The sequence below is a fragment of the Pandoraea commovens genome, assembly GCF_024704525.1.
GTDB lineage: Bacteria > Pseudomonadota > Gammaproteobacteria > Burkholderiales > Burkholderiaceae > Pandoraea > Pandoraea commovens.
In genome coordinates, this window is sequence record NZ_CP102780.1 from 892,069 (window position 1) to 918,776 (window position 26,708).

The 26,708-nt window shown below is 61.3% G+C and carries 28 protein-coding genes; 15 read left to right on the forward strand and 13 right to left on the reverse strand.

The window, feature by feature from the left end:
• The first annotated feature begins 48 nt into the window (after window positions 1-48).
• Window positions 49-564 carry a MarR family winged helix-turn-helix transcriptional regulator gene (locus NTU39_RS04405; protein WP_052252507.1) on the forward strand — a complete coding sequence of 172 codons (516 nt, stop codon included), beginning with the start codon at window positions 49-51 and terminating at the stop codon, window positions 562-564.
• A 105-nt stretch (window positions 565-669) separates the two neighbouring features.
• Complete coding sequence (locus tag NTU39_RS04410) at window positions 670-1,614, forward strand: NAD(P)H-dependent flavin oxidoreductase (RefSeq protein WP_257959310.1); 945 nt, start codon at window positions 670-672, stop codon at window positions 1,612-1,614.
• Between the two features lie 160 nt (window positions 1,615-1,774).
• Here NTU39_RS04410 and NTU39_RS04415 read toward each other — a convergent pair whose 3' ends face one another.
• The 5 genes from NTU39_RS04415 to NTU39_RS04435 all read right to left on the reverse strand — a co-directional run bounded on the left by NTU39_RS04415 (window position 1,775) and on the right by NTU39_RS04435 (window position 6,361).
• Window positions 1,775-2,659 (reverse strand): ABC transporter substrate-binding protein, encoded by an 885-nt coding sequence (locus NTU39_RS04415; protein WP_257959311.1) that lies wholly within the window; start codon window positions 2,657-2,659, stop codon window positions 1,775-1,777.
• 36 nt (window positions 2,660-2,695) lie between these two features.
• Entirely contained in the window at window positions 2,696-3,196 is a 501-nt protein-coding gene (locus tag NTU39_RS04420; RefSeq protein ID WP_150665518.1) for a flavin reductase family protein, read from the reverse strand.
• A gap of 78 nt (window positions 3,197-3,274) precedes the next feature.
• Window positions 3,275-4,591: an LLM class flavin-dependent oxidoreductase gene (locus NTU39_RS04425; protein WP_257959312.1), complete on the reverse strand. Its 1,317-nt coding sequence runs from the start codon at window positions 4,589-4,591 to the stop codon at window positions 3,275-3,277.
• A 73-nt stretch (window positions 4,592-4,664) separates the two neighbouring features.
• Window positions 4,665-5,465 carry an amino acid ABC transporter ATP-binding protein gene (locus NTU39_RS04430; RefSeq protein ID WP_257959313.1) on the reverse strand — a complete coding sequence of 267 codons (801 nt, stop codon included), beginning with the start codon at window positions 5,463-5,465 and terminating at the stop codon, window positions 4,665-4,667.
• Window positions 5,465-6,361, reverse strand: a complete 897-nt coding sequence (locus NTU39_RS04435; protein ID WP_246184671.1) for an amino acid ABC transporter permease — start codon at window positions 6,359-6,361, stop codon at window positions 5,465-5,467. Before NTU39_RS04435 ends, NTU39_RS04430 begins: the two co-directional genes overlap by 1 nt.
• Before the next feature lie 180 nt (window positions 6,362-6,541).
• Between NTU39_RS04435 and NTU39_RS04440 the strand changes: the two genes are divergently transcribed.
• Window positions 6,542-7,453: a LysR substrate-binding domain-containing protein gene (locus NTU39_RS04440; protein WP_150665521.1), complete on the forward strand. Its 912-nt coding sequence runs from the start codon at window positions 6,542-6,544 to the stop codon at window positions 7,451-7,453.
• A 124-nt stretch (window positions 7,454-7,577) separates the two neighbouring features.
• Complete coding sequence (yddG, locus tag NTU39_RS04445) at window positions 7,578-8,486, forward strand: aromatic amino acid DMT transporter YddG (protein ID WP_257959314.1); 909 nt, start codon at window positions 7,578-7,580, stop codon at window positions 8,484-8,486.
• 15 nt (window positions 8,487-8,501) lie between these two features.
• Here the strand turns inward: yddG and NTU39_RS04450 are convergent, their stop codons facing one another.
• From NTU39_RS04450 to NTU39_RS04460, 3 genes are all read right to left on the reverse strand, one after another.
• Entirely contained in the window at window positions 8,502-9,617 is a 1,116-nt protein-coding gene (locus tag NTU39_RS04450) for an alkene reductase (RefSeq protein ID WP_257959316.1), read from the reverse strand.
• A 73-nt stretch (window positions 9,618-9,690) separates the two neighbouring features.
• Window positions 9,691-10,500 carry a 2,5-didehydrogluconate reductase DkgB gene (gene dkgB, locus NTU39_RS04455; protein WP_257959317.1) on the reverse strand — a complete coding sequence of 270 codons (810 nt, stop codon included), beginning with the start codon at window positions 10,498-10,500 and terminating at the stop codon, window positions 9,691-9,693.
• 67 nt (window positions 10,501-10,567) lie between these two features.
• Window positions 10,568-11,773, reverse strand: a complete 1,206-nt coding sequence (locus NTU39_RS04460; protein WP_257959318.1) for an MFS transporter — start codon at window positions 11,771-11,773, stop codon at window positions 10,568-10,570.
• Window positions 11,774-11,875: 102 nt separating this feature from the next.
• Here NTU39_RS04460 and NTU39_RS04465 point away from each other — a divergent pair, with 102 nt between their 5' ends.
• On the forward strand, window positions 11,876-12,802 hold the full coding sequence (locus tag NTU39_RS04465) for a LysR family transcriptional regulator (protein WP_257959319.1): 927 nt from the start codon (window positions 11,876-11,878) through the stop codon (window positions 12,800-12,802).
• A gap of 60 nt (window positions 12,803-12,862) precedes the next feature.
• Here the strand turns inward: NTU39_RS04465 and NTU39_RS04470 are convergent, their stop codons facing one another.
• A complete protein-coding gene (locus tag NTU39_RS04470) occupies window positions 12,863-14,080 on the reverse strand; it encodes an NAD(P)/FAD-dependent oxidoreductase (RefSeq protein ID WP_150665527.1) in 1,218 nt (405 codons plus the stop codon).
• Between the two features lie 211 nt (window positions 14,081-14,291).
• On the opposite strand from NTU39_RS04470, the gene NTU39_RS04475 reads away from it, so the two are divergent.
• A complete protein-coding gene (locus NTU39_RS04475) occupies window positions 14,292-14,750 on the forward strand; it encodes a GNAT family N-acetyltransferase (protein ID WP_150665528.1) in 459 nt (152 codons plus the stop codon).
• Window positions 14,747-15,340: an FMN-dependent NADH-azoreductase gene (locus tag NTU39_RS04480; protein ID WP_150665529.1), complete on the forward strand. Its 594-nt coding sequence runs from the start codon at window positions 14,747-14,749 to the stop codon at window positions 15,338-15,340. The genes NTU39_RS04475 and NTU39_RS04480 overlap by 4 nt, the downstream gene beginning before the upstream one ends.
• An 84-nt stretch (window positions 15,341-15,424) precedes the next feature.
• Here the strand turns inward: NTU39_RS04480 and NTU39_RS04485 are convergent, their stop codons facing one another.
• Window positions 15,425-15,943 (reverse strand): RrF2 family transcriptional regulator, encoded by a 519-nt coding sequence (locus tag NTU39_RS04485; protein ID WP_150665530.1) that lies wholly within the window; start codon window positions 15,941-15,943, stop codon window positions 15,425-15,427.
• A gap of 447 nt (window positions 15,944-16,390) precedes the next feature.
• Here NTU39_RS04485 and NTU39_RS04490 point away from each other — a divergent pair, with 447 nt between their 5' ends.
• Window positions 16,391-17,521 (forward strand): aminotransferase class V-fold PLP-dependent enzyme, encoded by a 1,131-nt coding sequence (locus NTU39_RS04490; RefSeq protein WP_257959320.1) that lies wholly within the window; start codon window positions 16,391-16,393, stop codon window positions 17,519-17,521.
• A gap of 105 nt (window positions 17,522-17,626) precedes the next feature.
• Here the strand turns inward: NTU39_RS04490 and NTU39_RS04495 are convergent, their stop codons facing one another.
• The 3 genes from NTU39_RS04495 to NTU39_RS04505 all read right to left on the reverse strand — a co-directional run bounded on the left by NTU39_RS04495 (window position 17,627) and on the right by NTU39_RS04505 (window position 20,482).
• A complete protein-coding gene (locus NTU39_RS04495; protein ID WP_174984915.1) occupies window positions 17,627-19,144 on the reverse strand; it encodes an amino acid permease in 1,518 nt (505 codons plus the stop codon).
• A gap of 203 nt (window positions 19,145-19,347) precedes the next feature.
• Window positions 19,348-19,842, reverse strand: coding sequence for a GNAT family N-acetyltransferase (locus NTU39_RS04500; RefSeq protein WP_150665532.1), 495 nt, complete (start codon window positions 19,840-19,842; stop codon window positions 19,348-19,350).
• A 124-nt stretch (window positions 19,843-19,966) separates the two neighbouring features.
• Window positions 19,967-20,482 (reverse strand): fasciclin domain-containing protein, encoded by a 516-nt coding sequence (locus NTU39_RS04505; RefSeq protein WP_246184679.1) that lies wholly within the window; start codon window positions 20,480-20,482, stop codon window positions 19,967-19,969.
• A gap of 435 nt (window positions 20,483-20,917) precedes the next feature.
• Between NTU39_RS04505 and NTU39_RS04510 the strand changes: the two genes are divergently transcribed.
• From NTU39_RS04510 to NTU39_RS04540, 7 genes are all read left to right on the forward strand, one after another.
• Window positions 20,918-21,460, forward strand: a complete 543-nt coding sequence (locus tag NTU39_RS04510) for a sigma-70 family RNA polymerase sigma factor (RefSeq protein ID WP_257959321.1) — start codon at window positions 20,918-20,920, stop codon at window positions 21,458-21,460.
• Window positions 21,457-22,203, forward strand: coding sequence for an anti-sigma factor (locus tag NTU39_RS04515; protein WP_257959322.1), 747 nt, complete (start codon window positions 21,457-21,459; stop codon window positions 22,201-22,203). Before NTU39_RS04510 ends, NTU39_RS04515 begins: the two co-directional genes overlap by 4 nt.
• 87 nt (window positions 22,204-22,290) lie before the next feature.
• The gene (locus tag NTU39_RS04520) at window positions 22,291-23,181 is read left to right on the forward strand and encodes a LysR family transcriptional regulator (RefSeq protein ID WP_150665536.1); all 891 of its coding nucleotides are present in this window, start codon (window positions 22,291-22,293) and stop codon (window positions 23,179-23,181) included.
• 135 nt (window positions 23,182-23,316) lie between these two features.
• Entirely contained in the window at window positions 23,317-23,988 is a 672-nt protein-coding gene (locus NTU39_RS04525; RefSeq protein ID WP_150665608.1) for an epoxyqueuosine reductase QueH, read from the forward strand.
• A gap of 33 nt (window positions 23,989-24,021) precedes the next feature.
• Window positions 24,022-25,005 carry a DUF1852 domain-containing protein gene (locus tag NTU39_RS04530; protein ID WP_257959323.1) on the forward strand — a complete coding sequence of 328 codons (984 nt, stop codon included), beginning with the start codon at window positions 24,022-24,024 and terminating at the stop codon, window positions 25,003-25,005.
• Window positions 25,006-25,031: 26 nt separating this feature from the next.
• Window positions 25,032-26,060 (forward strand): methionine synthase, encoded by a 1,029-nt coding sequence (locus tag NTU39_RS04535; RefSeq protein WP_174984918.1) that lies wholly within the window; start codon window positions 25,032-25,034, stop codon window positions 26,058-26,060.
• A 124-nt stretch (window positions 26,061-26,184) separates the two neighbouring features.
• Entirely contained in the window at window positions 26,185-26,700 is a 516-nt protein-coding gene (locus NTU39_RS04540; RefSeq protein ID WP_150665538.1) for a flavin reductase family protein, read from the forward strand.
• The last annotated feature ends 8 nt before the right edge of the window (window positions 26,701-26,708 follow it).

Below are 26,708 nucleotides of genomic sequence, written 5' to 3' on the forward strand. Positions count from 1 at the left end.
CGATAGCATGACGCCATTCCTTTCCCTGCCTACCGGCTGATTCGCCACATGCCCAAGCCCAACCCCTCGCGCTCGCCCGAACCGGTGAGCGCAGCACCGTCCGACTTGCGGCAGCTCACGTCGTTTCAACTGCGTCAACTGACGAACATCTACACGAAGGGTTCGTCCAGCGTGTACGAGCGCAACTTCGGTCTGACGCTCAACGAATGGCGCTCCATCGCGTTGCTGCACAGCAGCGACGGCATGTCGCTCAATCGACTCGCGGAGCAGGCACAGTTCGACCGGGGGCTGATGAGCCGCACGGTGACGGCGCTCGAAGCGCGCGGCATTCTCCAGCGCAGCACCGACAGCGCGGACGCGCGCGGTGTCGTCATCTCGCTCACGGCCCACGGCCGCGATCTCGTGAAGCAGGTGTTCCCCGTTGCCGAAGAACTCAACGACCGTCTGTTGTCCGTGCTCACGCGCGCAGAGCGCGATGCGCTGCCCAAGATACTTGACAAGCTCACGTATCAGGCGAGGATCATGCTGGATCAGGAGCGGGAAGAGGCTGGCGAAGGGCTCTGATCGAGTTGCTTGTTTCGCGGCAAATTGTTTGACAATGCATCATATGTCCCTTAGATTGACGAGCATCGTCAATGCGCGTCTGCGCGGTATTTCGAGGGACTTTTCATGCTTCAGACCCGCCTCACTCGGCTGTTGAATATCAAATATCCCATCATCCAGGCCGGGATGAGCTGGGCGTCGTCCAACGCGGCGCTGCCGATTGCCGTTTCGAATGCGGGCGGGCTTGGCGTGATCGCCGCAGGTCCGATGTATCTCGATGCCTTTCGCGATACCGTGCGCGAAGTGAAGGCCGCCACCGATGGCGCGTTCGCCGTCAACATCCCGTTGTACCGTCCGCAGGCCGAGCAGTTTCTCAACGTCATCGAAGAGGAAGGTGTGCCGGTGGTGATTGCTTCGCAAGGCGGCCCGAAAGCGCACCTCGAACGCTTTCAGTCGCGCGGCGTTCGCTGGATTCACGTGGTCTCGACCATGCCCCATGCGCGCAAAGCGGCGGATGCGGGCGTTGATGCCCTCGTCGTCGTAGGTGCCGAGGCGGGCGGGCATCCGCCGGTGAACGGTGTGAGCACGCTTGTGGCGGTACGTCGCGCGGTCGTCGAATTCGACCTGCCGATTGTGGCTGGCGGTGGCGTGGCGGATGGTTATGGCGTGGCGGCGTTGCTGGCGCTCGGTGCGGATGCCGTGCAACTCGGCACACGGTTTCTTGCGACGCGCGAGGCGGGCGTGCATGAGAACTACAAGCGTGCGGTGCTCGATACCGATATCGACGGCACGACGCTCGTCGGCGTGCGAGGCCTGCCCGTTCGCATGACGCGCAATCAATTCGCCGAGCGCGTCTTGCTGGCCGACAAGGAAGAGCCGGACGCCGCTGCCTACGACACGCTGTTCAAATCCAGTTCGCTCAAACAGGCGGCGCTCGATGGCGATGTCGAGTGGGGCAAGGTCGAACTCGGTCAGTCGGCCGGGCTGATCGGCGATCTGCCCGCAGCGGCAGACGTGATGGCGCGGTTGGTGGAGGAGTGCGAGCGCGCGGCACGCCGGTTGGCGGGTTGAGCGTTCGCTTTGTCCACAGGTCACCGATTTCGTCATTTTTTTGTAATTTCTGCGTCAGTTCGCTGACGGACCCCCCCGCTTTACGCCGGTGTTCCCGAAGGCATGACGCCGGTGGCCGGACCGTCGTTGTTTGCCGTCCGGCGCTTCCTTGTGCCCAGTATCAGCGCATGCCGCCGTTGATAGGGAAGTCGGGTTTGGCGTCCTTGGTAGCGAGTCCCCATTTCTTCATCAGCGCGTCATAGGTGCCGTCGCGCTGAAGCTTGAGCAGGGCCTGCCGCATGACGCTCGCGAGTTGCCGCCCTTTCTCGTCGACACCGAAGCCGATGCCATAGGGCGCTTCGGCGTTGTAGTGGATGACCTTGTACTTGGCGGGAAATTTGGTTTCGTTGTAGTAGCCGACCGGCGAATCCACCCAGGCGACCTGGCTGGCGCCCGTCGATAGCGAAAGCAGCGTCATGTTCGAGTCGGGGTACGTCGCCACCGAAATGGGCCGCTTGCCGTCTTTCTGGCATTTTTCACTCAGCTTGGTCGCCTTTTCCATTGAGGCCGTGCCGCGCGGCAAAGCGAGTTGCATTCCGCAGAGGGCGTCGAGCGACGGGATCGCGACCGCCTTGGAAGGCATGGCGACGACCGTCATGCCCATGTCGAGGTAATCGACGAAGGTCACGACTTTCTGGCGCGATGAAAAGTCTGCAAGCGAGAGCAGCACGTCGAAGCGGTTGGCGCCCAGACCGGGAATGAGGGCGTCGAACGACGACTGGGCAAGCTTGATCTTCAGATCAAGCACCGCGGCCGCCGCCGAGAGCAGTTCCGGGGTGAACCCCACGATGTTGCCGTCGCCGTCGACGAACTTGATTGGCGCCACGTCGGGATTGACGCCAGCGGTCAGTGTGCCGCGCTCACGGTAGAACTTCGGGACTTGTGCGGCGAGCGCCGGGTCGACCTTGATGGGCGGGCGTGCAGGCGGCTCCTGCGCGTGCGCGGGACTCACAATCCCGAGCCATGCGACGACACATACCGTCGCGAATTTGAATTCGATCGTCATACGAAAACCTCTGGATGTCGGCAGGTCGGTGGCGTATCAGGCAGCTTGTTGAACGGTGCGGGCGAAATCCCGGTGATGCCAGAGCAGACAGTCGGCAGCCCCTTCGTCGTTCACGGTAGCCCGGGTAATTTGGCCGACGATAATGCTGTGCGTGAAACCGTCATGCACTTTGGCCAGTTGGCATTCGAATACGACGACCGCGCCTGTCAGTGTGGGGACGTCGAGTTCCCCGGCTTGCCAGTTCACGGGATCGAAGCGCTCGGGACCGCGCATCGAAGTGAAACGCTTCGCCACGGCCAGTTGTTCTGCCGACAATAGATTGACGGCGAAGCGCCGTGTCCGAAGGATTACGTCATGCGCCGACGCTGTCTTGTTCACGCACACGAGGATCGTGGCCGGATCGGCAGACAGGCTGCACACCGAAGTGGCGATCAGACCGGACGGCACACGGTCTTCGTACGTGGTCACCGCCGTGATGCCGCTGGCAAAGCACGTCATGGCGTGTCGAAAGACGTCGGAGGAAACTTGGTCGTTCATACGGATACCTCTTGAGTTCTGATGAAGCGCGCGACGTGTACGGCAAGTCTGGGCCGCACACGTCGCACCAGATCGCGTTCAGCCACCGAATGACAGCGCACCGAGTCCGAGATTGCCGCGCAGCGTCTGTGCCGCGTACTCGGTTCGGAACAGGCCGCGACGACGCAGTTCGGGAAGAATGAATTGGATGAAGTCGTCCAGGCCGCCGGGAAGCGTCGCGGGGCAGAGATTGAAGCCGTCGGCGGCACCTTCGCGGAACCACGATTCCATATCGTCGACGATGTCCTGCGCTGTGCCGATCAACTGGCGTCCGCCCGAAGCGCGAATCTTGTAGAGCTGGCGAATCGTGAGGTTCTCGCGACGGGCCAGTTCCAGCAATCCATTGCCGATGCTGCTGACGGGACCGGCGCTGGTGGCGGGCACCGGGCCATCGAGGTCGTAGCCGGAGAGGTCGCCGAGCACGCTGTAGAGAATCGACAGACCGCTGAGCGGATCGATCAGCTCCTGCAACTGATCGAACTTGTCTTGTGCCTCCTGTCGTGTGCGGCCCACGTAGGGCGTCAGTCCCGGCATGATCAGGAGCTGGTCCGGCGTGCGACCGTATTTTGCGAGGCGGCCTTTCAAATCGTCGTAGTAAGCCTTGGCCGACTGAATGTCGAACGATGCGCTGTACACCACGTCGGCGTTTTTCGCGGCGATCTCTCGCCCGGCGTCGGCAGCGCCAGCCTGAACGATGATGGGGCGGCCCTGCGGCGTACGCGCCGAATTCAGCGGGCCGCGCACCTTGAAATGTTTGCCCTTGTGGTGCGGGACGTGCAACTTGTTCTCGTCGTAGAAGATGCCGCTGGCCTTGTCGCGGATAAAGGCGTCGTCTTCCCAGCTGTCCCAGAGTTTCTTGACGACGTCGACGAATTCGTCGGCACGCTCGTATCGCTCCTCATAGCCCAGATGTTCGTCGCGGTTGAAGTTCCACGCTTCTTGCTGAGACCACGACGTGACCACGTTCCAGCCTGCGCGTCCGGCGCTGATGTGATCGATCGAGGCGTACTTGCGTGCGATATGGAACGGCTCGTTATAGGTCGTCGACGCGGTCCCCACGAGGCCGATATGCTTCGTGCAGGCGCCGATCGCCGCGAGCAGCGTCAAAGGTTCGAGTTCGGCGTTTTTCGCGTCGCGCGCCGCCGATCCCGGGGGCGTATCGGAGGCCCGCACGCCAACGCCGTCCGCAAAGAAGATCATGTCGAACTTCGCCGCTTCGGCCTTGCGCGCGCTTTCAAGGAAGTAGTGAAAGTCGATGGCGCCGTCGGCGGGAACATCGGGATGACGCCACGCCGCCATGTGATAGCCCAGATAGCGCATCGAGACACCCAGTCTCATCATTCCGTCGTTTGACATTTCGAATCCTGTTTTATCGAGTGTGATGGCGGGGCGCGCGTCGCACGAGCGTCGCAGGCACCTCTCGCCGGACTTATGCGCGAGCGTTCGCGAGAAAGCGTTGGCTTCGCGCTGTACCGCCGCCCTGGAAGATGTGGTCGGGCGAGCCTTGATCGACGATGCGGCCACCGTCCATGAATACGACGTGGTTCGAGACCTTCCGGGCGAATTCCATTTCATGCGTGACGACCACCATCGTGGTGCCGGTGCTTGCCAGTTCCTTCATGACGTCGAGCACCTCCTGAACCAGTTCCGGGTCGAGTGCGCTGGTGGGTTCGTCGAACAACATGACCTCCGGCTCCATCGCCAGCGCCCGGGCGATAGCGACTCTCTGCTTCTGTCCGCCGGAGAGTTGCGACGGGTAGTGATTCATCTTGTCGGACAGGCCGACGCGGGCGAGCAGCGCCTTGCCACGCTCTACAACATCCTTGCGCGCGGCGCCGCCGACGATGCGCGGCCCGGAAAGCACGTTGTCGAGCACGGTGTAATGGGGAAAGAGATGAAACCCCTGGAACACCATGCCGAAGTACCGGCGCTGCCGGTCCAGTTCCTTTTTGGGCAACCTGACGCAGCGTGTTCCGCGCATCTCGCTGCCGAGCACTTCGCCGTTGAACGTCACGACACCGGCGTCGATCAGATCGAGCATGTTGATGCAGCGAAGCAGGGTGCTCTTGCCCGATCCGGAGGGGCCGATGATGGCGACGACGTCGCCGCGATACAGATTGAAGTCGATGCCGTGCAGCGCAGTAAACGCGCCGAACTGTTTCGTCACATTACGCATTTGCAGCAACGGCGGCTGAGCTTGCAGATGAATGGCGTCGTGGTGCGAGTTCATCACGGGTGGACTCCTTTGCCGAAGCGCTTTTCGAGCAGGAGCTGCCCGCACATGGCCAGACTGGTCAGGAACAGATACCAGAGGCAGGCGACGGTCAGCAGCGGAATGGTTTCGAAGGTCGTCGAATAGATCAGTTGGACAGTCGTGAGGAGCTCGACGTAACCGATGACCGAGGCCAGCGACGTGTTCTTGAACATCGTGATGAGTTCGTTGGCCAGCGGCGGGATGATGACGCGAACCGCCTGCGGAATGACCACGTGCCACATCATCCGCATGTCGCTCATGCCCATTGCTTTGCAGGCTTCGCGTTGTCCCTTGTCGACGGCACCGAGGCCGCTTCGAAAAATCTCCGCACTGTGGCCGCCGAGATAGATCGCCAGCCCGATTGTGGCGGCGCTCAGCCGCGAGATCACGTTGCTGGTGTCGATGTCGAACAGATTCAGGTTCAGAAACGGTATCGGCAGATAGAGGCGAGGCACGAGCGCCGAGATGAAAAATAGGAACAACAGCATCGCCAACGTCGGTGTCGCACGAATGATCCAGATGTAGGCGAACGCCGCGCCGCGCAGAACCGGATTGCCGGACATGCGGCACGCCGCCACGATGGCGCCGAGCACGAGGCCTAGCGCACTGGCAAGTGCCGTGAGGATCAGCGTGTTTCCAAGGCCCGCGAGTACGCGGGCGTTGAAGAGGTAATGGGCGACGACGTCCCACTGCCAACGCGGGTTGTCGATGAACCATTGGTAGAAAAGGATCAGCGCGATGCCGAACAACCCATACCAGAGCCAGTCCGATTTCTTCGGGCGCGGATGAATACGCAGGTCCGGTGAGGGCGCGGGTGGGGTCTCGTCACGCGTCGCCGGGGGCGGGAGCGTGTACGCAGTTTCGTTGCTCATAAGGTGAGTCATCCTCCGGAAGATTGGGGTAAACCCCCTTTCCAACACATATCGTTATTGCTGATGATCCCCCCGTACAACCAAATAGAATTGGGGATATCGGAAGATTAGAAAGTCAAAATCTGCTTGTGAAATGCTTTCTTTTTGCAAATCGATAATGTTTTGTTATTGGATGCCCACGTGAAACTCCGTCAACTCGAAGCCTTTCGCGCCGTGATGCTGCACCAGACGGTGACGCTCGCCAGCGAGATGCTGCACATTTCGCAGCCAGCGACCACGCGGTTGATCGCCGATCTGGAGCGATCGCTGAAATTCACATTGTTCGAACGGGTCAAGGGGCGGCTGTATCCGACGGTCGAAGCCCGTGCCTTGTACGAGGAGGTACAGCGCTCGCTAGTCGGCGTCGACCGGATCGCGCGGGCGGCCGACGAGATCCGCAACATGCAGCGGGGCACGCTTCACGTTGCGGCGGCGCCCGCGCTGGCGCTTTCGTTCATGCCGCATGCGATTGCGGATTACCTGAAGACACGACCGGAGGCACATGTGTCGATGGTCATGCATTCGACCCGCTCCATCGTCGATATGGTCATGGGGCAGCGCTGCGACGTGGGCTTCGCGCGGTTGTCGCTGAGTCATCCGACGGCGAATGCCTCGCGACTTGTTGCGGCCAAGATGATCTGTGCGCTGCCTGCGGGACATCGCCTTTGCGAGCGTGATGTCGTAGGGCCGAGCGATCTCGACGGCGAGCGATTCGTCGCGCACCCACGCAGCGTGGAGGCACGATTGCAGATCGATGCATTGCTCGCGTCGCACGGTGTGGAAGTCAAAATGCAGATGGAGAGTCAGATTTCGTACGCCATCTGCTCATTTGTCGAGGCGGGGGCCGGGGTTGCGCTGATCGATGCGTTTAGTGCGTGGAGCTACCGTGGCACCGGCGTGGTGTTCAAGCGTTTCGAGCCAGCCATATTTACCGACACTTCGGTGCTGACGCCTTCGCAGCGTCCGGTGCCGCTGTTGCTCAATTCGTTTGTGGAGCATGTGCGGGCGTTTGCACGTGAGAAGCTGGGCGACGGCAATCTTGCCGGTGTATAGCGAGTACCGATCGAGGCCGACCTGCGATGGTCCCTGTAGACCGTCTGAGCGACGCTGCTACGCAAATCCGCATTTCGTATAATCCCGCGCTGGCCACTTACTTTTCATCGACGCAGGCAACCGCATGAACAGCAGGAACAAGGCGACACTCATTGGGCTGAGCGCAGTGGTGCTCTGGGCGTCGATTGTGGCGCTGATTCGCGGCGTGAGCGAAAGCTTGGGTGCGACGGGCGGCGCTGCGGCGATCTATTCCGTGGCGTCGCTGTTTCTCGTGTTGACGGTCGGTTTCCCGAAGCTCAGCACGTTCCCGCGTCGCTATCTGGTGTGGGGCGGTTTGCTGTTCGTCGCCTACGAACTGTGCCTGTCGCTGTCCATCGGATACGCGAATACGGCACGTCAGGCGATTGAAGTCGGTATGGTGAATTACCTGTGGCCGACGTTCACACTCGTTTCCGCCATTCTCTTCAACAAACAGCGCGCGAACTGGCTGGTCGTGCCCGGTTTTGTGTTGTCGATGCTCGGCATCTGCTGGGTGCTCGGCGGCGATCAGGGGCTCGATCTGCCCGGCATGCTCGTCAACATTGCCGATAACCCGTTGAGCTATGGACTGGCGTTCGTCGGCGCGATCATCTGGGCGGGGTATTGCACGGTGACGGCGCGCATCGCCGAGGGCAAGAATGGCGTGACGCCGTTCTTCATGCTCGTGGCCGTCGCGCTCTGGATCAAGTATTTCGCCGGTGGCGGTGGTGCGATGTCGCTGGACCTGCACTCGGGCGTTTATCTCGTGCTGGCGGCCGCCGCAATGGGCTTCGGTTATGCGGCGTGGAACGTGGGCATCCTGCGCGGCAATGTGACGATCCTCGTCGGCGCGTCGTATTTCATCCCCGTGCTGTCAGCGGCGCTCGCCGCACTGTTGCTGCACACGCCGCTGTCCGCGCCCTTCTGGCAGGGCGCGTGCATGGTCTGCGGCGGGTCGATCCTCTGCTGGCGGGCGACCCGCACCGGGAAGGCACGCGTCGCCACGTCATCGTGACGTCCACTAGTCCGTTCAGGCCGCTTCTTTGACCATCGCCGGATAGTCCGTCAGGCCGCGCGCACCGCCACCGAACAACGTGTCGCGATGATGCAAGGCCAGTGGCGCACCGACGCGCAGGCGCTCCGTCAGATCAGGATTGGCCACGAACGGACGGCCGAAGCCGATGAGATCGGCCCATCCTTCCGAGACGGCTTCACGCGCGCGCTCTGCCGTGTAACCGCCTGCGTAAATCAGCACGCCCGGGTACACCGCACGCAACTTCAGCTTGAATTCGACGGGCATCACCGGCGCATCGTCCCAGTCCGCTTCCGCGATGTGGATGTAGCCGACGCCCAACTCACCCAGCAACTTCGCCGCTGCGAGGTAGGTCGTTTCCGGATCGGCGTCGACACAGCCGTTGAGCGTGGTCAGCGGCGCAAGACGGATGCCGACGCGCTTCGCATCGCCTACCCCCTCGATCAGTGCTTCGGTCACTTCGCGCAGAAAGCGCAGACGGTTTTCCAGCGAGCCGCCGTAGGCGTCGGTCCGCGTGTTGGCATTCGAGTCGATGAACTGATTCACGAGATAGCCGTTAGCGCCGTGCAATTCCACGCCGTCGAAACCCGCTTCGATGGCGTTGCGCGCTGCCGCGCGGTACTGGTCGACGATCTCTCCGATTTCCTTGATGCTCAGCGCGCGCGGTGCCGAGGCCTGCACGAAGCCGGGCGTCGTGCCGTCTTCGCCTGCGATGAAGACGTTCACCCCTTCGGCCTGAATCGGCGACGACGACACCGGCTGACGGCCGCCGAGCAGGCTCGTGTGGCTCAGTCGGCCCACGTGCCACAACTGCGCAAAGATGTGACCGCCAGCAGCATGCACGGCCTCGGTCACGGTGCGCCAGCCGGCGATCTGTGCGGGTGAATGGATGCCCGGCGTCCACGCATAGCCTTTGCCGAGCGGCGCGATGTATGTGCCTTCGCTGACGATCAGACCGGCACCGGCGCGTTGCGCGTAGTACTCGGCCATCAGGGCGTTGGGGACATCGCCGGGCTGGCTCGCACGCGAGCGGGTCATGGGCGGCATCACGATACGGTTCGGCAACGTGACCGCGCCGAGTTGTAGCGGTTGAAACAGAGGATCCTGAGTCATGATGTGTGCAGTGTTGTCGTCGTTGCCCGCAGGCAACGACTTAAAGGTTCGATAAGGTTCGATCGCAAGGGGATCAGTCGTCCCACTTGGCGGCGAGTCCGTCCGGGCTGACTTCGCGACCGTTGCGGTCGAGCGCGGCGATCTGCGCCATGTCGTCGTCCGTCAGACGCAGCGTTTGCGCCAGCAGATTGCTCGCCAGATTTTCACGCTTGGTCGACGACGGAATCACCGAGAAGCCGCGTTGCAGCGCCCAGGCGAGCACCACTTGTGCGGGCGTGGCCTGATGTCGTTGCGCGATCTTGCCGATGACCGCATCGCCCAGCACCTTGCCGTAAGCGAGCGTCATGTACGACGTGACGTGAATACCCTGCTCCTCAAGGAAACCCACAAGCTTGGGGTTTTGCAGATACGGGCTCAGTTCGATCTGGTTCGTCGCGATGGCGTCTTTGCCCACGGCGGCCATCGCCTGCTTCGTCAACTCGATGTTGAAGTTCGAGATGCCGATCTGACGCGTCAGACCTTTGGCCTTCGCGTCGGCCAGCGCCGTCATGAACTCTTCGAGCGACACGCCGTTATTCGGCGCGGGCCAGTGGATCAGCGTGAGGTCGACGTAGTCGGTGCGCAGCTTCGTGAGGCTGTCTTCGAGGCTGGCGGCCAGCTTACCTTTGGCATAGTTCTCGACCCAGATTTTCGTGGTGAGGAACAGATCGTCGCGAGCGACGCCGGACTCGGCAATCGCCTGACCGACTTCGGCTTCGTTGCCGTAGATCTGTGCGGTGTCGATAGCACGGTAGCCGAGTTCAAGGCCGGTACGGACGGAATCGATGACAACCTGGTCCTTGAGGCGGAACGTGCCGAGACCGAAAGCGGGAATGTGGCTCATCGTGAGCTCCTTAATCAATTGGGTGACGAAAAACGTGCTGCTGTGTGTTGTGAGTCGAAAGCGTTGCTTAGTTACCGACCGTCTGCATCGGCGTGCGGTGCATTGCCATTTGCAGCAGCACCAGCAACAGGCCCGATCCGGCAATCAGCGCCCCGACGATGGGCACCGCCGTGTAGCCATAACCGGCCGAAATCGCTGCGCCACCGGCGGCTGCCCCTACGGCATTACCGAGGTTGAAGGCACCGACGTTGACTGACGACGCGAGTCCCGGCGCTTCGGAGGCAGCGCGCATCACCCGCATTTGCAGCGGCGGGACGAGGGCGAACGTTGCGATACCCCAGACCACGACTGCGAGGGCGGTGCCGATATGCGTGCGGGCCAGAATGGGGAAGGCAAGCATGATCGCGACGAGCAGCACCAGAAAGACGATCAGGCTGGTGTTGATCGAGCGGTCGGCGAGTTTGCCTCCGGCGATGTTGCCAACCGAGAAGCCGACGCCCACCAGCACGAGCATCGCGGTGACGAAGCCGGGCGAGGCGCCAGTAATGGTTTGCAGCGTCGGTGCGATGTACGTGTACAGGGTGAACATCGCGCCTGCACCCAGGACGGTCGTCGCCATCGCCATCAGCACGACCGGGCGCGTGAGTACCGACAACTCGCGGCGGATATCCGGCATGCGTCCGGCTTCCCCTCTGGGCAGCGCGAAGCGCAGCGTGAGCATGGTGATCAGGCCGAGTCCGGCCGTCGCGGCGAAGGACATGCGCCAGCCGATGGTCTGGCCCAGCCATGTGGCGGCAGGCACCCCGCCGATATTCGCAATCGTCAGCCCCATGAACATGGTGGCGACGGCGCTGGCCTGCTTCTCACGCGGCACCACGCTGGCGGCGACGATCGAGCCCAGCCCGAAGAACGCGCCGTGGTTCAGGCTCGTGACAAGACGGGCGAGCAACAGCGTCGTGTAGTTCGCCGAGACGGCCGAGAGCAGGTTGCCGATGGTGAAGATGGCCATCAGCGCGATCAGTGCCGTGCGGCGCGACCAGCGCGACATGATCAGCGTCATGATAGGCGCACCGATCATCACGCCGAGGGCGTAAGTCGTAATCAGCATGCCCGCCGTCGGGATCGAGACGTGGACGCCCTCGGCAATCACGGGGAGCAGGCCCATCGGCGAAAACTCCGTTGTGCCGATGCTGAACGCGCCGATGGCCAGGGCCAGAAGCGACAGCGTGGCATGCGCCGACGATGTCGAGGGTTGGGGGGAGGACTGGTTCATGACGGGAATTCCCGGGTCGGTGAAGTTGAACGGCAGTCTGCGCCCTTTACTTTTGCAGAAAAAGTAGCCTATAAACGAAATTATTTTGATTTCAAATCAACAATGAAGATCACGCTCGACGAACTGCAAGCCTTTGTGGCCGTGGTGGATACCGGGTCGATCACGGCGGCGGCCCAGCAACTGGACCTGACGGTGTCGGCCACCAGCCGGACATTGGGGCGATTGGAAGAGAAGCTGAAGACGACGCTGCTGCGCCGCACGACCCGTCGGCTGGCGCTGACGGAGGAGGGCAACGCGTTCTTGCTGAATGCGCGCGCCATCATCGATTCGGTCGAAAGTGCGGAAGAGCAGATGGTGACGCGCCGTGAAAAGCCGTCCGGCCGACTGCGTGTCGATGCCGCGACGCCGTTCATGCTGCACGTGATCGTGCCGCTGGTGCCGGGCTATCGTGAGCGCTATCCCGAGGTGGAGCTTGAGCTCAACAGCAACGAAGGCTTCATCGATCTGCTGGAGCGTCGCACGGATGTGGCCATCCGGATCGGTCGGCTCAAGGATTCGACGCTGCATAGCCGACTCATCGGCAACAGTCGCACGCGTATGTTCGCGAGTCCGGCCTATCTGGAAAAGCACGGACATCCGCGCCGCGTGGAGGATCTGGCGAAGCACACGCTACTCGGCTTCTCGCAACCCGAATCGCTGAACGTGTGGCCGATTCTCGGCGCAGACGGTGAGCCGTACCGGATCGCGCCGGATGTGATGTCGTCTAGCGGCGAGACGCTTCGGCAACTCGCGCTGGAAGGGACGGGCATCGTGTGCCTGTCCGATTTCATGACGGTGCGTGACTGTGAAGCGGGGCGTCTCGCGCCGGTGCTGGCGCGTCAGGCGCAGGACGTGCGTCAGCCGATTCACGCCGTGTACTACCGCAACACCGCGATCTCGGCGCGCATCGCGTCATTCGTCGACTATCTGGTGGCGGAGCTTCGTGCGCAGATGGAGACGGGGCAAGCGAAAGGATGGGTGGCGCAGTAGCGCACCCATGCCGCAATGCATTGGCGCGGCGGGACGGGGGGACCCCACCGCGCCGTCACATTACGCGACCACGGCCTGACGCGGGTCTGCGCTTGCCAACGCTTGTGCACGGGTGGCGTTGCTCGGCGGATAGATCCACTGCGTGTTGATCTCCGTCTTCAGCTTCTTGCCTTGCGCACCCTGCAGCACGACCTGACGATCCCAGCCTTCCGTGTAGACAGCGCCCCACGGACCGAGGTCGAGACACGTCACGTATTTCGGCTGATTGTAGGGAATCGGCGCTTCGCCGATCAGGTCCGCCGCCACGTTGTGGCCAGCCGAACGCCCCAGTGAAATCGCGTGCTGGCACGCCATCATGGTGGGCTTGTCGCCGCCGTCGGTGGTCGTCGCGCGAGCGCAATCGCCCGTGGCGTAGACGGCGTCCAGACCGATCACCTTCAGGTTAGCGTCGACGTGCAGACGACCGAAGGCGTCGCGCTCGGCGGGAATCTGCGCCGTGAGCGTATTGGCGCGTGCGCCAGCCGTCCAGATGACGGTGTCGGCGTCGATGCGCTCGCCGTTTTCCAGCGTCACCCCATTGGCGTCGATGTTCGCGACGCCCGATCCCAGCTTCCACGTCACGCCCAGTTCCTGAAGCGCCTGCGTAATCACCGGGCGCGGACCCGGACCGAGATCCGGGCCGATGGCGTCGTTGCGCTCTACCATGATCACACGCACGTCGGCGTTCTCACCGAGGATTTCGCGCAGTCGCGAGGGCATTTCTGCGGCGGTTTCGATGCCGGTGAAACCTGCACCGGCGACCACCACGGTGTTGCGGCTCACGGTTGCCGGGCGGCTCGCGAGACCGTCGAGATGCGCTTCGAGCTTCACGGCATCGGCAATCTGGTCGACGTTGAACGCGTGTTCCTGAATGCCCGGAATCGGCGGGCTGAACAGACGGCTGCCTGCGGCGAGCACCAGACGGTCGTAGCTGATGGCGCCGTGCGGTGTCTCGGCGTCGAGATCGGCGATCGTCACCATCTTGTGTTCCACGTCGATGTGCGCGACACGTCCCTGAATGAACTGGACGCCAACCGTATCGAAAAGCTGCTTCAACGGGGCTTTCATGCCGCCGGGGTTCTTCTCGTACAGACGGGGACGAATATGAAGATGCGGTTCCGGCGCGACGAGGACGATTTCCACGTCGGTGCGTCCGGCCATGTCAAGCAGACGCGCAGAAGCCAGGGCGCTCCACGTTCCGGCAAAGCCTGCGCCGATGACAAGAATACGTTGGGTCATGCTGATTGCTCCTGAAAACTCGGGGGGAGGAGATGAATTGGGGCGGTTATCACTGTGATACGATAACGCCGATTCTATGAGTCGGAGTTTTGTTGTGCAAGGATTTTTTGCGGAAGGACGTGTCTTGTCCCGGAAGTTTCGACAGTTCTTGTCACTGGTCTGGGCCAAAACCGGCAGATAGAGTCCTCAGTGAACGACTGTCAGAGAGATCATGAATACGTTGCTTACTTTCAAACACCTTGAGACGCCCGGCGCGGTGCACGCGGCCTATCCCGTCATGAAAGAACTTCGCCCGCATCTGGCGAGCGCCGAGGCTTTCGTCGAGCAGGTGGACGCTCAGCGCAAGGAGGCATATCGGCTGTTGGGGGCGTTCGACGGCGAACGCCTGCTGGGCCTCGCGGGCTACCGTCACGTGACGAACCTGCTGTACGGCCGGTTCGTCTATGTCGACGATCTTGTCGTGGCAGCCGACAACAAGCGGGGCGGCGCAGGGTCGCAACTGTTGAACGAGGTCAAGGCGATTGCCCGCGAGGCGGGATGTGCCAACTTCGTGCTGGATACCGGGCTGCATATGCCGCTCGCGCAACGGTTCTATTTCCGCAATGGTCTGCTCGCGAAGGGCATGCACTTTGTGGAACCGTTGACGACGTCGAGCGAGGCGAGCCGATGAGAAGTCTTCTGCTTAACGCCAGCCCGCATGGTCCGGCTAGCCGCGCATTCGGTATGGCCCAGACGTTTTTGGAAAACAACGCCCGGCGCTATGGTGACGGCCCGGTGATCGTTCGCGATCTGGTTGCGTCGCCTTTGCCGCCGATCTCGGTCGATTACGCGACGGCCATTACATCGAGAGAGCCGGATCCGACGCATTTCGTCTTGTCCGAACAACTGATCGAAGAGATCGAGGCGACGTCGTTTCTCGCGATTGCCACACCGATGCATAACTTCACGGTGCCTGCGGCGCTCAAGTTGTGGATCGACTATGTGTTGCGCATCGGACGCACGTTCGCGAGTACGCCCGAAGGCAAAGTGGGATTGCTGAAGGACCGGCCGACCATCGTCATCATCGGGTCCGGCGGGTTTCACACGGGCGAGAATGCCCGTCAGCCGGACTTTCTGACGCCATACCTCCGGCATGCGCTGGGCTGCATCGGTATCAAGGATGTGACGTTCTTCCCCATGCAGGGGATGGTCATGCCGCCGCAGGCCGAGCAGGCGCTGCTCGACTGCGAACGGGATCTGAGCCGTTATCTCGAACGGTGAGTGATGGGAAGCGGTCGCGCGAGGGCGGCGCGACCGTCAGGTATTGCGCGCGTGTTCGTGCCGGTGTTTGACGTTAATTTAACGTTAATGCGCGCGTCGTGCCGCAGCGCGGTCGTCGAACCACGTAATGACGCGCTTGCCGTAAGCGGCCGGTGCTTTCGCGTTCACGCCTGCGGCCAGATCGGCGAGCGTGTGCTTGCGCAACTCGGCTCGCATGCTTTCTTCGGCCGATTGCATGATCGCGTTGATCGAGCACTTTCCTTTCGACGCCCAGGCGGGCGGATCCCCTTCGAACAGCGCGCACTGACGTCGCACTTCGCGGCAGTCGAACAGCCCCTTCTCGCCGTCGATAGCGATCACGACGTCATGCACCGAGATGTCTTTGCTGTCTTTCGCCAGCGAGTAGCCGCCCCGCACGCCTTCCGTCGCCACGACCAGCCCGGCCTTCGACAGGCGGGTAAAGAGCTTGGCCGCATACTCCACCGGAATGCCCTGCATCTCTGCGAGATCGCGCACACTGGCGTCGCGAACACCGGCGGAAGAATCCGCAAGGAAAAGCAGGCAGTGCAGGCTGTATTCGACGCCGGTGCTGATGAAGGACATGGTATTGAGTGTGACGTTATGACGGGCGAAGGCTGAGGTGGCGAGGCGCGTCGTTGCGTTCGTAGACGGCGTTTTCTAAACGGCGACCGATGGGATCGGCGTAATTATAACGCCGATCCTCCTTTCGATGCCGGAGGCTCATCCCGGTGTTGAGCGCCCGGGGTACGATGGCACCTGTCTGTCACACGCTATTCTTGCGCGACGGGCATTGTTGGCCCATTCCCACGTCACCTCGATCAGGTGACGGTGCATTTCCACGACTATCTCGACAAGTCGGCGCTCGTGGACGAGGACGCGGGCATGCGCAGCATGTAAGTCGGAGGCAGGCGTCGGGTGGGTGTCATGGAGAACCCTGATCGGGACGGGGCTTTCCATCAGGGCGCTGGCAATGGGATTTCGTTAGAATCTGTTCCAGACCGATTCACATAACTATTATCGGAGGCAGACATGCCAGGTTTACTCCCCGACGTCGATCGCGACGGCTTGCTCGAATACTCGGTCGTCTACACCGACCGTTCCGTCAATCACATGTCGCAACGCTTTCAGGGCGTGATGCGCGACATTTCCGATGGCCTGAAGAAGGTCTACAACGCGGCGTCGGTCGCGGTCGTGCCGGGCAGCGGCACCTTCGGCATGGAAGCCGTGGCGCGCCAGTTCGCGACGAACAAGAAGTGTCTGGTGATTCGTAACGGCTGGTTCAGCTTCCGCTGGTCGCAGATTTTCGACATGGGCAATATTCCGTCTGAGACGGTGGTGCTCAAGGCGCGTCCTGTTCAGGAAGGTCGGCAAGCGCCGTTTGCCCCCGCGTCCATCGACGAAGTGGTTGCCGCCATCAAGGCAGAGAAGCCGGATCTGGTGTTTGCGCCGCACGTCGAGACGGCTTCCGGCATGATGCTGCCCGACGCGTACCTTCGCGCCGTGGCCGATGCGGTGCATTCGGTCGGCGGTATGTTCGTACTCGATTGCATTGCATCGGGCACGGTGTGGGTCGATATGCAGGCGTGCGGTGTGGACGTGCTGATCAGCGCCCCGCAGAAGGGCTGGAGCGCATCGCCTTGCTGTGCACTGGTGATGCTCGGCGCACTCGCGCGTGAGCGCATCGACAGCACCACGAGCACCAGCTTCGCGTGCGATCTTCGTCAGTGGCTCCAGATCATGGAAGCCTACGAGAAGGGCGGCTTCGCGTATCACGCCACGATGCCGACCGACAGTCTCGCCGTGCTGCGCGACGTCATCAAGGAAACCGAGGCCGACGGTCTCGAGAAGGTGCGTGACGAGCAGCTCGAACTCGGCCGACGCATTCGTGCGCTGCTCGCGGAGAAGGGCTTTAAGAGTGTGGCGGCGCAAGGGTTCGAAGCGCCGGGCGTTGTCGTCTGCTATACCGACGACGATGGCATCCGCTCCGGGAAGAAGTTTGCCGAGGTGGGTGTGCAGACCGCGGCCGGTGTGCCGCTGCGTTGCGACGAGCCGGAAGACTTCAAGACGTTCCGTATCGGCCTGTTCGGCCTTGATAAGCTCAACGATGTCGACGCTGCCGTGGACCGGTTCGCGAAGGCACTGGACAGCGTGCTGAAGTAATTTCTGAAGTCGCGAATCAATGCAAGGGCGGGTTGGGGATCAACAGCTTCGCCCTTGCAGAACGTCCGAATGTACGTCTTAGAGTACGTCCGAAGTGTCGGCCTTTCAGGCCGTCTCCCCAACCGATTCCCCATCCATCGAATTCGTGCGAGCGCGCATTTGTCCGTGCGGGAAATGCATATCGCGATACTTCACGAAATGCGACCCGCGCACGAGTCGGTAGCCCGCCCAGATCAACAAGAACAGGGGGATGCCGATGTACGTTGCCACCACGCCGCCCCAATCGATCTTGTCCTGAAGGAATGCCTCGTAGTTCTGGCCCAGCGTGATGATCAGGCACAGCACGAATGCGAAGATCGGACCGAACGGGAAGAACGGCGAAACGTAAGGCAGATTGGCCAGATCGTGGCCCTGCCGGACGTAGCCGCGACGGAAGCGGTAATGGCTGATTGCGATACCCAGCCACGCGATGAAGCCCGTCATGCCCGAGGTGTTGAGCAGCCAGATGTAGACGGCGTTGGGGCTGAACACGAACGTGAAGAAGCATAGAGCGGCGACAGCCGCCGTCGCCAGCAGCGCGGACATCGGCACCCCGTTGCGCGAGATGTTGCCGAAGATCTTCGGCGCTTTGCCGTCGCGCGCCAGGCTATAGAGCATGCGCGTTGCGGCATACATCCCCGAGTTGCCCGCCGAGAGCACCGAGGTCAGCACCACGGCATTCATGACCGACGCCGCGCCCAGCAGCCCCGCACGCTCGAAGATCAGTGCGAACGGGCTGACGCTGATATCGGTCACGTCATTGCGCAGCAAATGCGGGTCGGTGTACGGAATCAGCAGGCCGATCACGAGGATCGCCGCCACATAGAACAGCAGAATGCGCCAGAAGACCTGGCGCACGGCGCGCGGCAGGTTGCGCGCCGGATCCTTGGATTCGCCCGCTGCGATGCCGATGAGCTCGGTGCCCTGGAACGAGAAGCCCACGACCATCGCTACACCGATCAGCGCCGCGAAGCCGCCAGCGAAAGGCGCGTCGCCCACCGTCCAGTTGGCCACGCCGCCCGTTTCGCCGCCGCGAATGATGCCCAGCAGCATCATCACGCCCATCACCACGAAAGCCAGTACGGCAATCACCTTGATGAGCGCGAACCAGAATTCGGCTTCGCCGAACCCGCGTGCCGATAACGCATTCAGACCGAAGGTGATCGCGAGGAAGAGGGCGCTCCAGTAGACACCGGGAACGTCGGGGAACCAGTACGCCATGACGAGCTGCGCGGCCACAAGGTCCACCGCGACAGTGACGGCCCAGTTGTACCAGTAGTTCCAGCCCAACGCGAAGCCGAAGCCTTCGTCGACGTAGCGCGCGCCATAGGTCGAGAACGAGCCGGACACGGGCATGGCGGCAGCCAGTTCGCCCAGACTCGTCATCAGGAAGTAGACCATGAGGCCAATCAGCACATAACCGAGCAGCGCCCCGCCGGGGCCAGCCTGCGCGATGGTGGCGCCCGAGGCGACGAACAGGCCGGTGCCGATGGACCCGCCGACGGCGATCATCGTCAGGTGGCGCGCCGACAGGGAGCGGCGCAATTCGGACGGTGCGGACGGGTCGTGTTCCGATGAAGCCAAAGTTCTGTTCCTCAAGTGCGAATAAGTGTCCCCGGGAATGCGGAGTGGGGGGGATTGTACTGCGGGAGACAGATGTGGAACTACTTTTCCCTAAGGCATGCCGCTTTGGCGCAACAAATCGCCCTCTGGAGCGCGGGGCGAGACGGAATGGTGCGGTGGGGGCTGGCCGGGATGGTCCGAGCCATCCCCGCCAGCCGTGGACGTCAGAGCGTCATCACCATTTCATGCCACGCCATGCCGCCGTGGTCCGATGGGGACGGCTTGACGTATGTGTAGCCGAAGCGTTCGTACAGCGGCACATGCCGCTCCTTGCACATCAAGTGGATGGTCGCCTTCCCGGCCGCGCGCATACGCTCGACGAAGGCCGTCATCAGCATGCGGGCGTAGCCTTTGCCCTGTTCGTCCGGGGCGAGCACGACGGACATGATCACCACGTTCGGTGCGGCCGCGTCATGGCCGACCAGTTCCTTGAACGCTTCGTCGGACATGACGACTTCGTGCGCGCATCCCGAGTTGATGAAGCCGACGATCCGGTCGTCGCGCGTCAGGACGAGAAACCCCTCGGGGTATTGGTCGATGCGCGTGGCGATTTTTTCGCGGGTGGCGGCTTCGTCGCCTTCGTAGGCGCTGATCTCGATTTCGTAGCAGCGGTCGACGTCAGCCGGGCGCGCGTTGCGCAGTTGCAGCAGGGATTCCATGGTGTGCATCAATTGGGGGGAGGGACGCAGTATACGTTCAGCGCTTGAACGTCCGAAACGTTCCATTCGTCTCGTCATCCAAACTAACAACACTGCGTCACTTCCATTTGCGCCTGACCTAGGCTCAGGGCATCAGCACCTTGTCCACGACGTGAATCACGCCATTGGACTGGAATACGTCGCCGATGGCGACTTTGGCGACATTGCCTTTGTCGTCGGTGACGGTTAGCCCATGACCGCTTTGCTGGACGGTCAGCGAGTCGCCTTCGACGGTCTTGAGCATCGCTTTGCCCCCGCCGCTTTTCACCATGCCCATCAGTTCTTGTGCGCCCAGCTTGCCGGGGACGACGTGATACGTCAGCACCTTGACCAGCGTCGGCTTGTTCTCCGGCTTGAGCAGCGTGTCGACGGTGCCAGCGGGAAGCGCGGCAAAGGCTTCGTTTGTCGGCGCGAAGACGGTGAACGGTCCCGGCCCGGACAGTGTGTCGACCAGACCGCCAGCCTTCACGGCGGCGACCAGTGTCGTGTGGTCCTTCGAGTTCACGGCGTTTTCGATGATGTTCTTCGATGGGTACATCGCCGCCCCGCCCACCATGACGGTCTTTTCGCTGCCGTCCATCGACGCCGCCGTGGCGTGCATGCTCGGGAAGTAACCGGCTGCAAGCAGGACCAGCAGAAATCCACCAAATCGTTGCGTTCTCATGTCTTCACCTGTTCTATGGCGCTTCGCAAAGCGGAAGCAACGGTAAATACGAGTCGACTTCGCCTCCGGATGCGAGGGAGCCAAAAAAAGAGGGTCTCGTCGCGAAGAAGGCGATGCAACCGGGGCGAATGGCGGACGCGGTGCATCCGCGCGCGCTCGTCGCTCGTATGTGTAGACAGGTACGCCGTTCCTTGCGCGCAGTGCGAACGGCTGGATTGTCGAGGCATCTCCCGACCGGAGGCGAAGGTGCTATATTCCGCTGAACCCCACCGTAGTGATTTTCGCGACTGTCTGATGCGCATGAACGAGTCCCGGGAAAGTGAAGATCGGCCAAGCCCAGCGTCTGCACGCCCGCCTGCGGACGACGCACATATGGCTGCGCGCGAGGAACTCGGCGCGATGCTGAGTGCCGTCGCGAACGAAGATCGCGAGGCGTTCGCCGCCCTCTATCGAAAGACGTCGGCACGGATCTTCGGTGTGATCCTGCGCATGGTGTCCGACCGTGCTGAAGCCGAGGATCTGCTGCAGGACGTCTATGTCAATGTGTGGCGACGCGCTTCGGCATTCGATGTCACCCGTGGCACAGCGATGACCTGGCTGATTACGCTGGCTCGCAACCGCGTGATCGACCGCCTGCGGCAGTCTCGCGAAGCGCCGCTCGACGAGGACCACGCCCTCAGTATTCCCGCCGACACCCCCTCACCGCTGCGGATGGCAGAGGCGAGCGAAGCACGGCGTCGACTGGAGCACTGCCTGCAACTTCTCCCGCCACAACAACGCAATGCCGTGCGCGAGGCATTTTTCAGCGGGCTGGCATATAGCGAGCTTGCGGAGCGTCTTGCTGTCCCGCTGGGCACTGTGAAGAGCTGGATACGTCGCAGCCTCATGCAGCTAAAGGGGTGTCTTGAGCCATGAACACGCCCGCGCATTCCGACGACGATCTGCGTTGCGCCGAGTATGTGCTCGGCGTGATGGAGGCGGACGAACGTCGCGCACTGGAGCGGGATGCATTGGCGAATCCGGCGGTGCAGGCGCGACTGGCGTTCTGGCAGGATCGTCTGACGCCGTTGGCCGAAGACATGCCGCCGGAAGCGCCACCGGATTGGGTGTGGCAGCGTGTCGAGCAGGCGATCCGGCCGACCCAACCGAGTGCTACGACCCGTGCTACGACCCATGCAACGCCGGTTGGGCTCTGGAATTCTCTGCCACTGTGGCGATGGCTGGGCATTGGCGCGAGCGTTGCCGCGCTGGTGTTGCTCGCCGTGGCGCTCAAGTTCACCTTGCCGGGTGGCGCGCCGACGCAATCCGTCTCGCTCGATTATCGGGTGGCCACCATCGCGCGACAGGATGGCGTTGCCCACTGGACGGCGACCATCGCGTCGCAACAGGATCAACTCCTTATCGTCCCCGCGACGCGGCCATCGATTGCCGAGAACAAAGTGACCGAGCTGTGGCTGGTGCAGGGCGATGCGAAACCCGTCCCGCTCGGCGTTTTCGATCCCGCGCAAACCGTGACCATCCCGCTTTCTCCCACGACGGCCGCCGCGTTGCGCGGCGCCGCTGCCGTCCTCGCCGTCTCCCTCGAACCGCCAGGGGGATCTCCGACCGGGCAGCCCACCGGCCCGGTCATTGCGACAGGGGCGCTTCATCCGGCTTGATGACGATGGCAGGTCGCGTGGCAAGCGCGTAGTTTGATGACGTAAAATCCCGGCATCCCATCAAAATATGAATTTTGCTCATCCATCATGCTTGACCGTATCCATTTGTCCATCGTTCAGGAGGTGGAAAAGCAGGGGTCGCTGACCGCCGCCGCAGGGGTGCTGCACGTAACGCAGTCGGCGTTGAGCCACAGCATGAAGAAGCTCGAGCAGCAACTGGGCACCAACATCTGGTTGCGCGAGGGCCGGAGTTTGCGTCTGACGCAGGCCGGTCAATATTTGCTGGCGGTGGCCAACCGGGTGCTGCCGCAACTGGATCTGGCCGAGGAGCGCTTGCAGCAGTTCGCGCAGGGTGAGCGGGGCGCGCTGCGCATCGGCATGGAATGCCACCCTTGCTACCAGTGGTTGCTCAAAGTCGTGTCGCCCTATCTGGCCGCCTGGCCGGATGTCGATGTCGACGTCAAACAAAAATTCCAGTTCGGTGGGATCGGCGCGCTGTTCGGTTACGAGATCGATCTGCTGGTCACGCCCGATCCGCTGAACAAGCCGGGACTTGTCTTCGAGCCGGTGTTCGACTACGAACAGGTACTCGTCGTTGCCAGCAACCACAAGCTCGCCAATGAGGCATACATCAAGCCCAAGCAACTGACTAATGAGGTGCTGGTGGCTTATCCGGTGCCGGTCGACCGTCTGGATATCTACAACATGTTCCTCACACCGGCGGGCATTACACCGAAGCGCCATAAACCCATCGAAACCACCGACATCATGATGCAGATGGTCGCGAGCGGGCGTGGCGTGGCGGCGCTACCTCGCTGGCTGGTGCTGGAGTACGCGGACAAGATGGACGTCGTGCCCGTCCGGCTGGGCAAGAACGGCATCGCCAAGCACATCTATCTGGGCGCTCGCGAGGCCGATATGGAGACCGATTATCTGCGCGCGTTTATCGAGCAGGCGAAGAAGCCCGCGAAAGTCTGAGGTTTCGTTGTAGCGATCTACATGAACACAATTCATGGAAATATGAGAATTTATCGATTTTCATAATGGTGGGTCGGACACCATAATCCGAAGCTCATAGTCCGATGTACGCGGGCGTTATTCATGGAGCTTCTCGTGGTGTCCGCAATCGAACGCAAGCCATTGGCATTACCCGGCGGGCACAAGAAGGTGTTGCTGCACTCATGCTGCGCGCCGTGCTCCGGTGAAGTCATGGAAGCCATTCAGGCTTCCGGTATCGACTTCACGATCTTCTTCTACAACCCGAACATCCATCCGCTCAAGGAATACGAGCTTCGCAAGAACGAGAACATCCGTTTTGCCGAGAAGTTCGGGATTCCGTTCGTCGACGCCGATTACGACCGCGATAACTGGTTCGAACGTGCCAAAGGCATGGAGCACGAGCCGGAGCGCGGCGTGCGTTGCACGATGTGCTTTGACATGCGCTTCGAGCGCACTGCGCTGTACGCCCACGAGCATGGCTTCCCGGTCATCACGAGTTCGCTCGGGATCTCTCGCTGGAAAAACATGCAGCAGATCAACGATTGCGGCGTACGTGCTGCGTCTCACTACCCCGACATGCATTACTGGGAATACAACTGGCGCAAAGGCGGCGGGTCCGCTCGCATGATCGAGATCAGCAAGCGCGAGAACTTTTATCAGCAGGAGTACTGCGGCTGTGTCTATTCGCTGCGCGACACGAACAAGCATCGTATGCAGAGCGGTCGTGAGCGCATTCAGCTCGGCGTGATGTTCTACGGTAACGAAGCCGCAGAACAGGGCGAGTAAGTTTCAATTTCAGAATCAGAGCGTCAGATCATCATGAGTCAAGATTTCACCTTCGCCATCAAGCGCATTAGTTTCGACGAGGACTATCGCCCGTCGGACAATACGCGCATCACGACCAACTTTGCTAATTTGGCCCGTGGCAGCAGCCGCCAGGACAACCTGCGCAATACGCTTCAGATGATCGACAACCGTTTCAACGCGCTGGCGCATTGGGACAATCCGAAGGGCGACCGTTACACCGTCAAGCTCGACATCATTTCCGTCGAAATGAGCATTGGCGGTGAAAGCAATGGCAGCGCGCTTCCGCTGATCGAAATATTGAAAACCAGTATTTTCGACAAGAAGAACAACGTGCTTATCGACGGCATGGCGGGAAACAACTTCTCGTCGTACGTGCGCGATTACGACTTCAGCGTGCTCCTGCTGGCGCACAACAAGGACCAGCCGAAGTTCGGCACGCCGGAGAATTTCGGCGACCTGCACGGCAAGCTGTTCAAGTCGTTCGTGAACTCGGACGCTTACAAAGCCAACTTCAACAAGCAGCCTGTTATTTGCCTGAGCGTATCGAGCACGCGCACCTACCGCAGAACGGCCAATGTGCACCCTGTGCTGGGTACCGAATACTTGCAGGACGAGTATTCGCTGACCGACGAGTATTTCGCGAAGATGGGCTTGAGAGTGCGCTATTTCATGCCTCGCAACAGCGTCGCGCCTTTGGCTTTCTATTTCTCAGGCGATTTGCTGGGCGATTACACGGATCTCGAACTGATCAGCACCATCAGCACGATGGACACGTTCCAGAAGATCTATCGCCCTGAGATTTACAACGCGAATTCCGCCGCCGGGGAATCCTATCAGCCGAGCCTGAAGCATCAGGATTACTCGCTGACTCGCATTGTCTACGATCGAGAAGAACGTAGCCGTCTGGCTATCGAGCAGGGAAAGTTTGTCGAGGAGCACTTCGTCAAACCCTACCGCGCCACGCTTGATCAGTGGTCCGCTAACTACGCTCATTGACTCACTTAAACGCAAGGTCATTCATCGTGAAAAAATTGTTGCCGACTTCGACTGCAGGTAGCTTGCCGAAACCGTCCTGGCTCGCAGAACCCGAGAAACTCTGGTCGCCCTGGAAGCTGGAAGGAGATGAATTGGTTCAGGGCAAGCAAGATGCATTGCGTCTGTCTCTGCAAGAGCAACAGCACGCGGGCATCGATATCGTCAGCGACGGCGAGCAAACGCGTCAGCATTTCGTGACGACGTTTATCGAACACCTGAGCGGCGTCGATTTCAATAGCCGTCAGACCGTGCGAATTCGCGACCGCTACGACGCGAGCGTGCCGACAGTCGTGGGCGCTGTCGCCCGCCAAAAGCCGGTCTTCGTCGAAGACGCGAAGTTCCTGCGCGCGCAGACCAAGCAGCCGATCAAGTGGGCGCTGCCCGGCCCGATGACGATGATCGACACGCTGTACGACGATCACTACAAGAGCCGCGAAAAGCTCGCCTGGGAATTCGCCAAGATTCTCAATGAGGAAGCGAAGGAACTGGAAGCGGCGGGCGTCGACATCATTCAATTCGATGAACCGGCATTCAACGTCTTCTTCGACGAAGTCAACGAATGGGGCGTGGCGACGCTGGAGCGCGCCATTGAAGGGCTCAAGTGCGAGACCGCCGTTCACATTTGCTATGGCTATGGCATCAAGGCCAATACTGACTGGAAGAAGTCGCTGGGCACGGAGTGGCGTCAGTATGAAGAAGCTTTCCCGAAGCTGCAAAAATCCAGCATCGATATGATCTCGCTGGAATGCCACAACTCGCATGTGCCCATCGATCTGATCGAGCTCATTCGCGGCAAGAAGGTGATGGTCGGGGCCATTGACGTGGCGTCCGAAACCATCGAGACGCCGGAAGAAGTCGCCAGCACGCTGCGCAAGGCATTGAAGTTTGTCGATGCCGACAAGCTTTTTCCGTGCACCAACTGCGGTATGGCACCGCTGCCCCGTGCGGTGGCACGCGGCAAGCTGGCTGCACTGAGTGCCGGTGCGGAAATCGTGCGGCGCGAACTGTCGAACTGAGGTCTGAGTCGTCCGGCGTAAGTCGGCCCGTGGGACGTTGTTACCCATCTGAAGGGATCGGGTGGCACGGCGAGCGGGTTGGCTTGCGCCAGTTGAATTGCCCCCCCGGTATTTCTCCCCCGCTATGTCACTTCCCAGTCCGGCCATCGAGCCATTGCGCTTTCGCGAAGCGCTCGGGCACTACGCCTCCGGTATCACAATCATTACGTCGCACATCGACGACGAGCCGCTAGGCTTTACGTGTCAGTCGTTCTATAGCGTGTCGACGAATCCGCCGCTGGTGTCGTTCAGCGTGATGGCCACGTCGGCCAGCTACCCCAAGATCCGTCAGGCGGGACGCTTCGCCGTCAACATCCTCTCGGGAGAGCAAGCAGAAATTTCCAACCAGTTCGCCCGGCGAGGCACGGACAAATGGCATGGCGTCGACTGGCAGACCTCGCCGCTGGGCAATCCCATCATTCCAGGCAGTCTTCACTGGCTGGATTGCGAAATTTACGCGGAACACGCGGCAGGCGATCACGTGATTGTGATCGGTGAAGTCAAGGCGTTAGACGTGCAGGATGCTGCGGCGAATCAGCCATTGCTGTATTTCAAAGGGCAATATCGCAACATCGCCGATCACAGCGGGGGACTTATTTGAATTTGGCA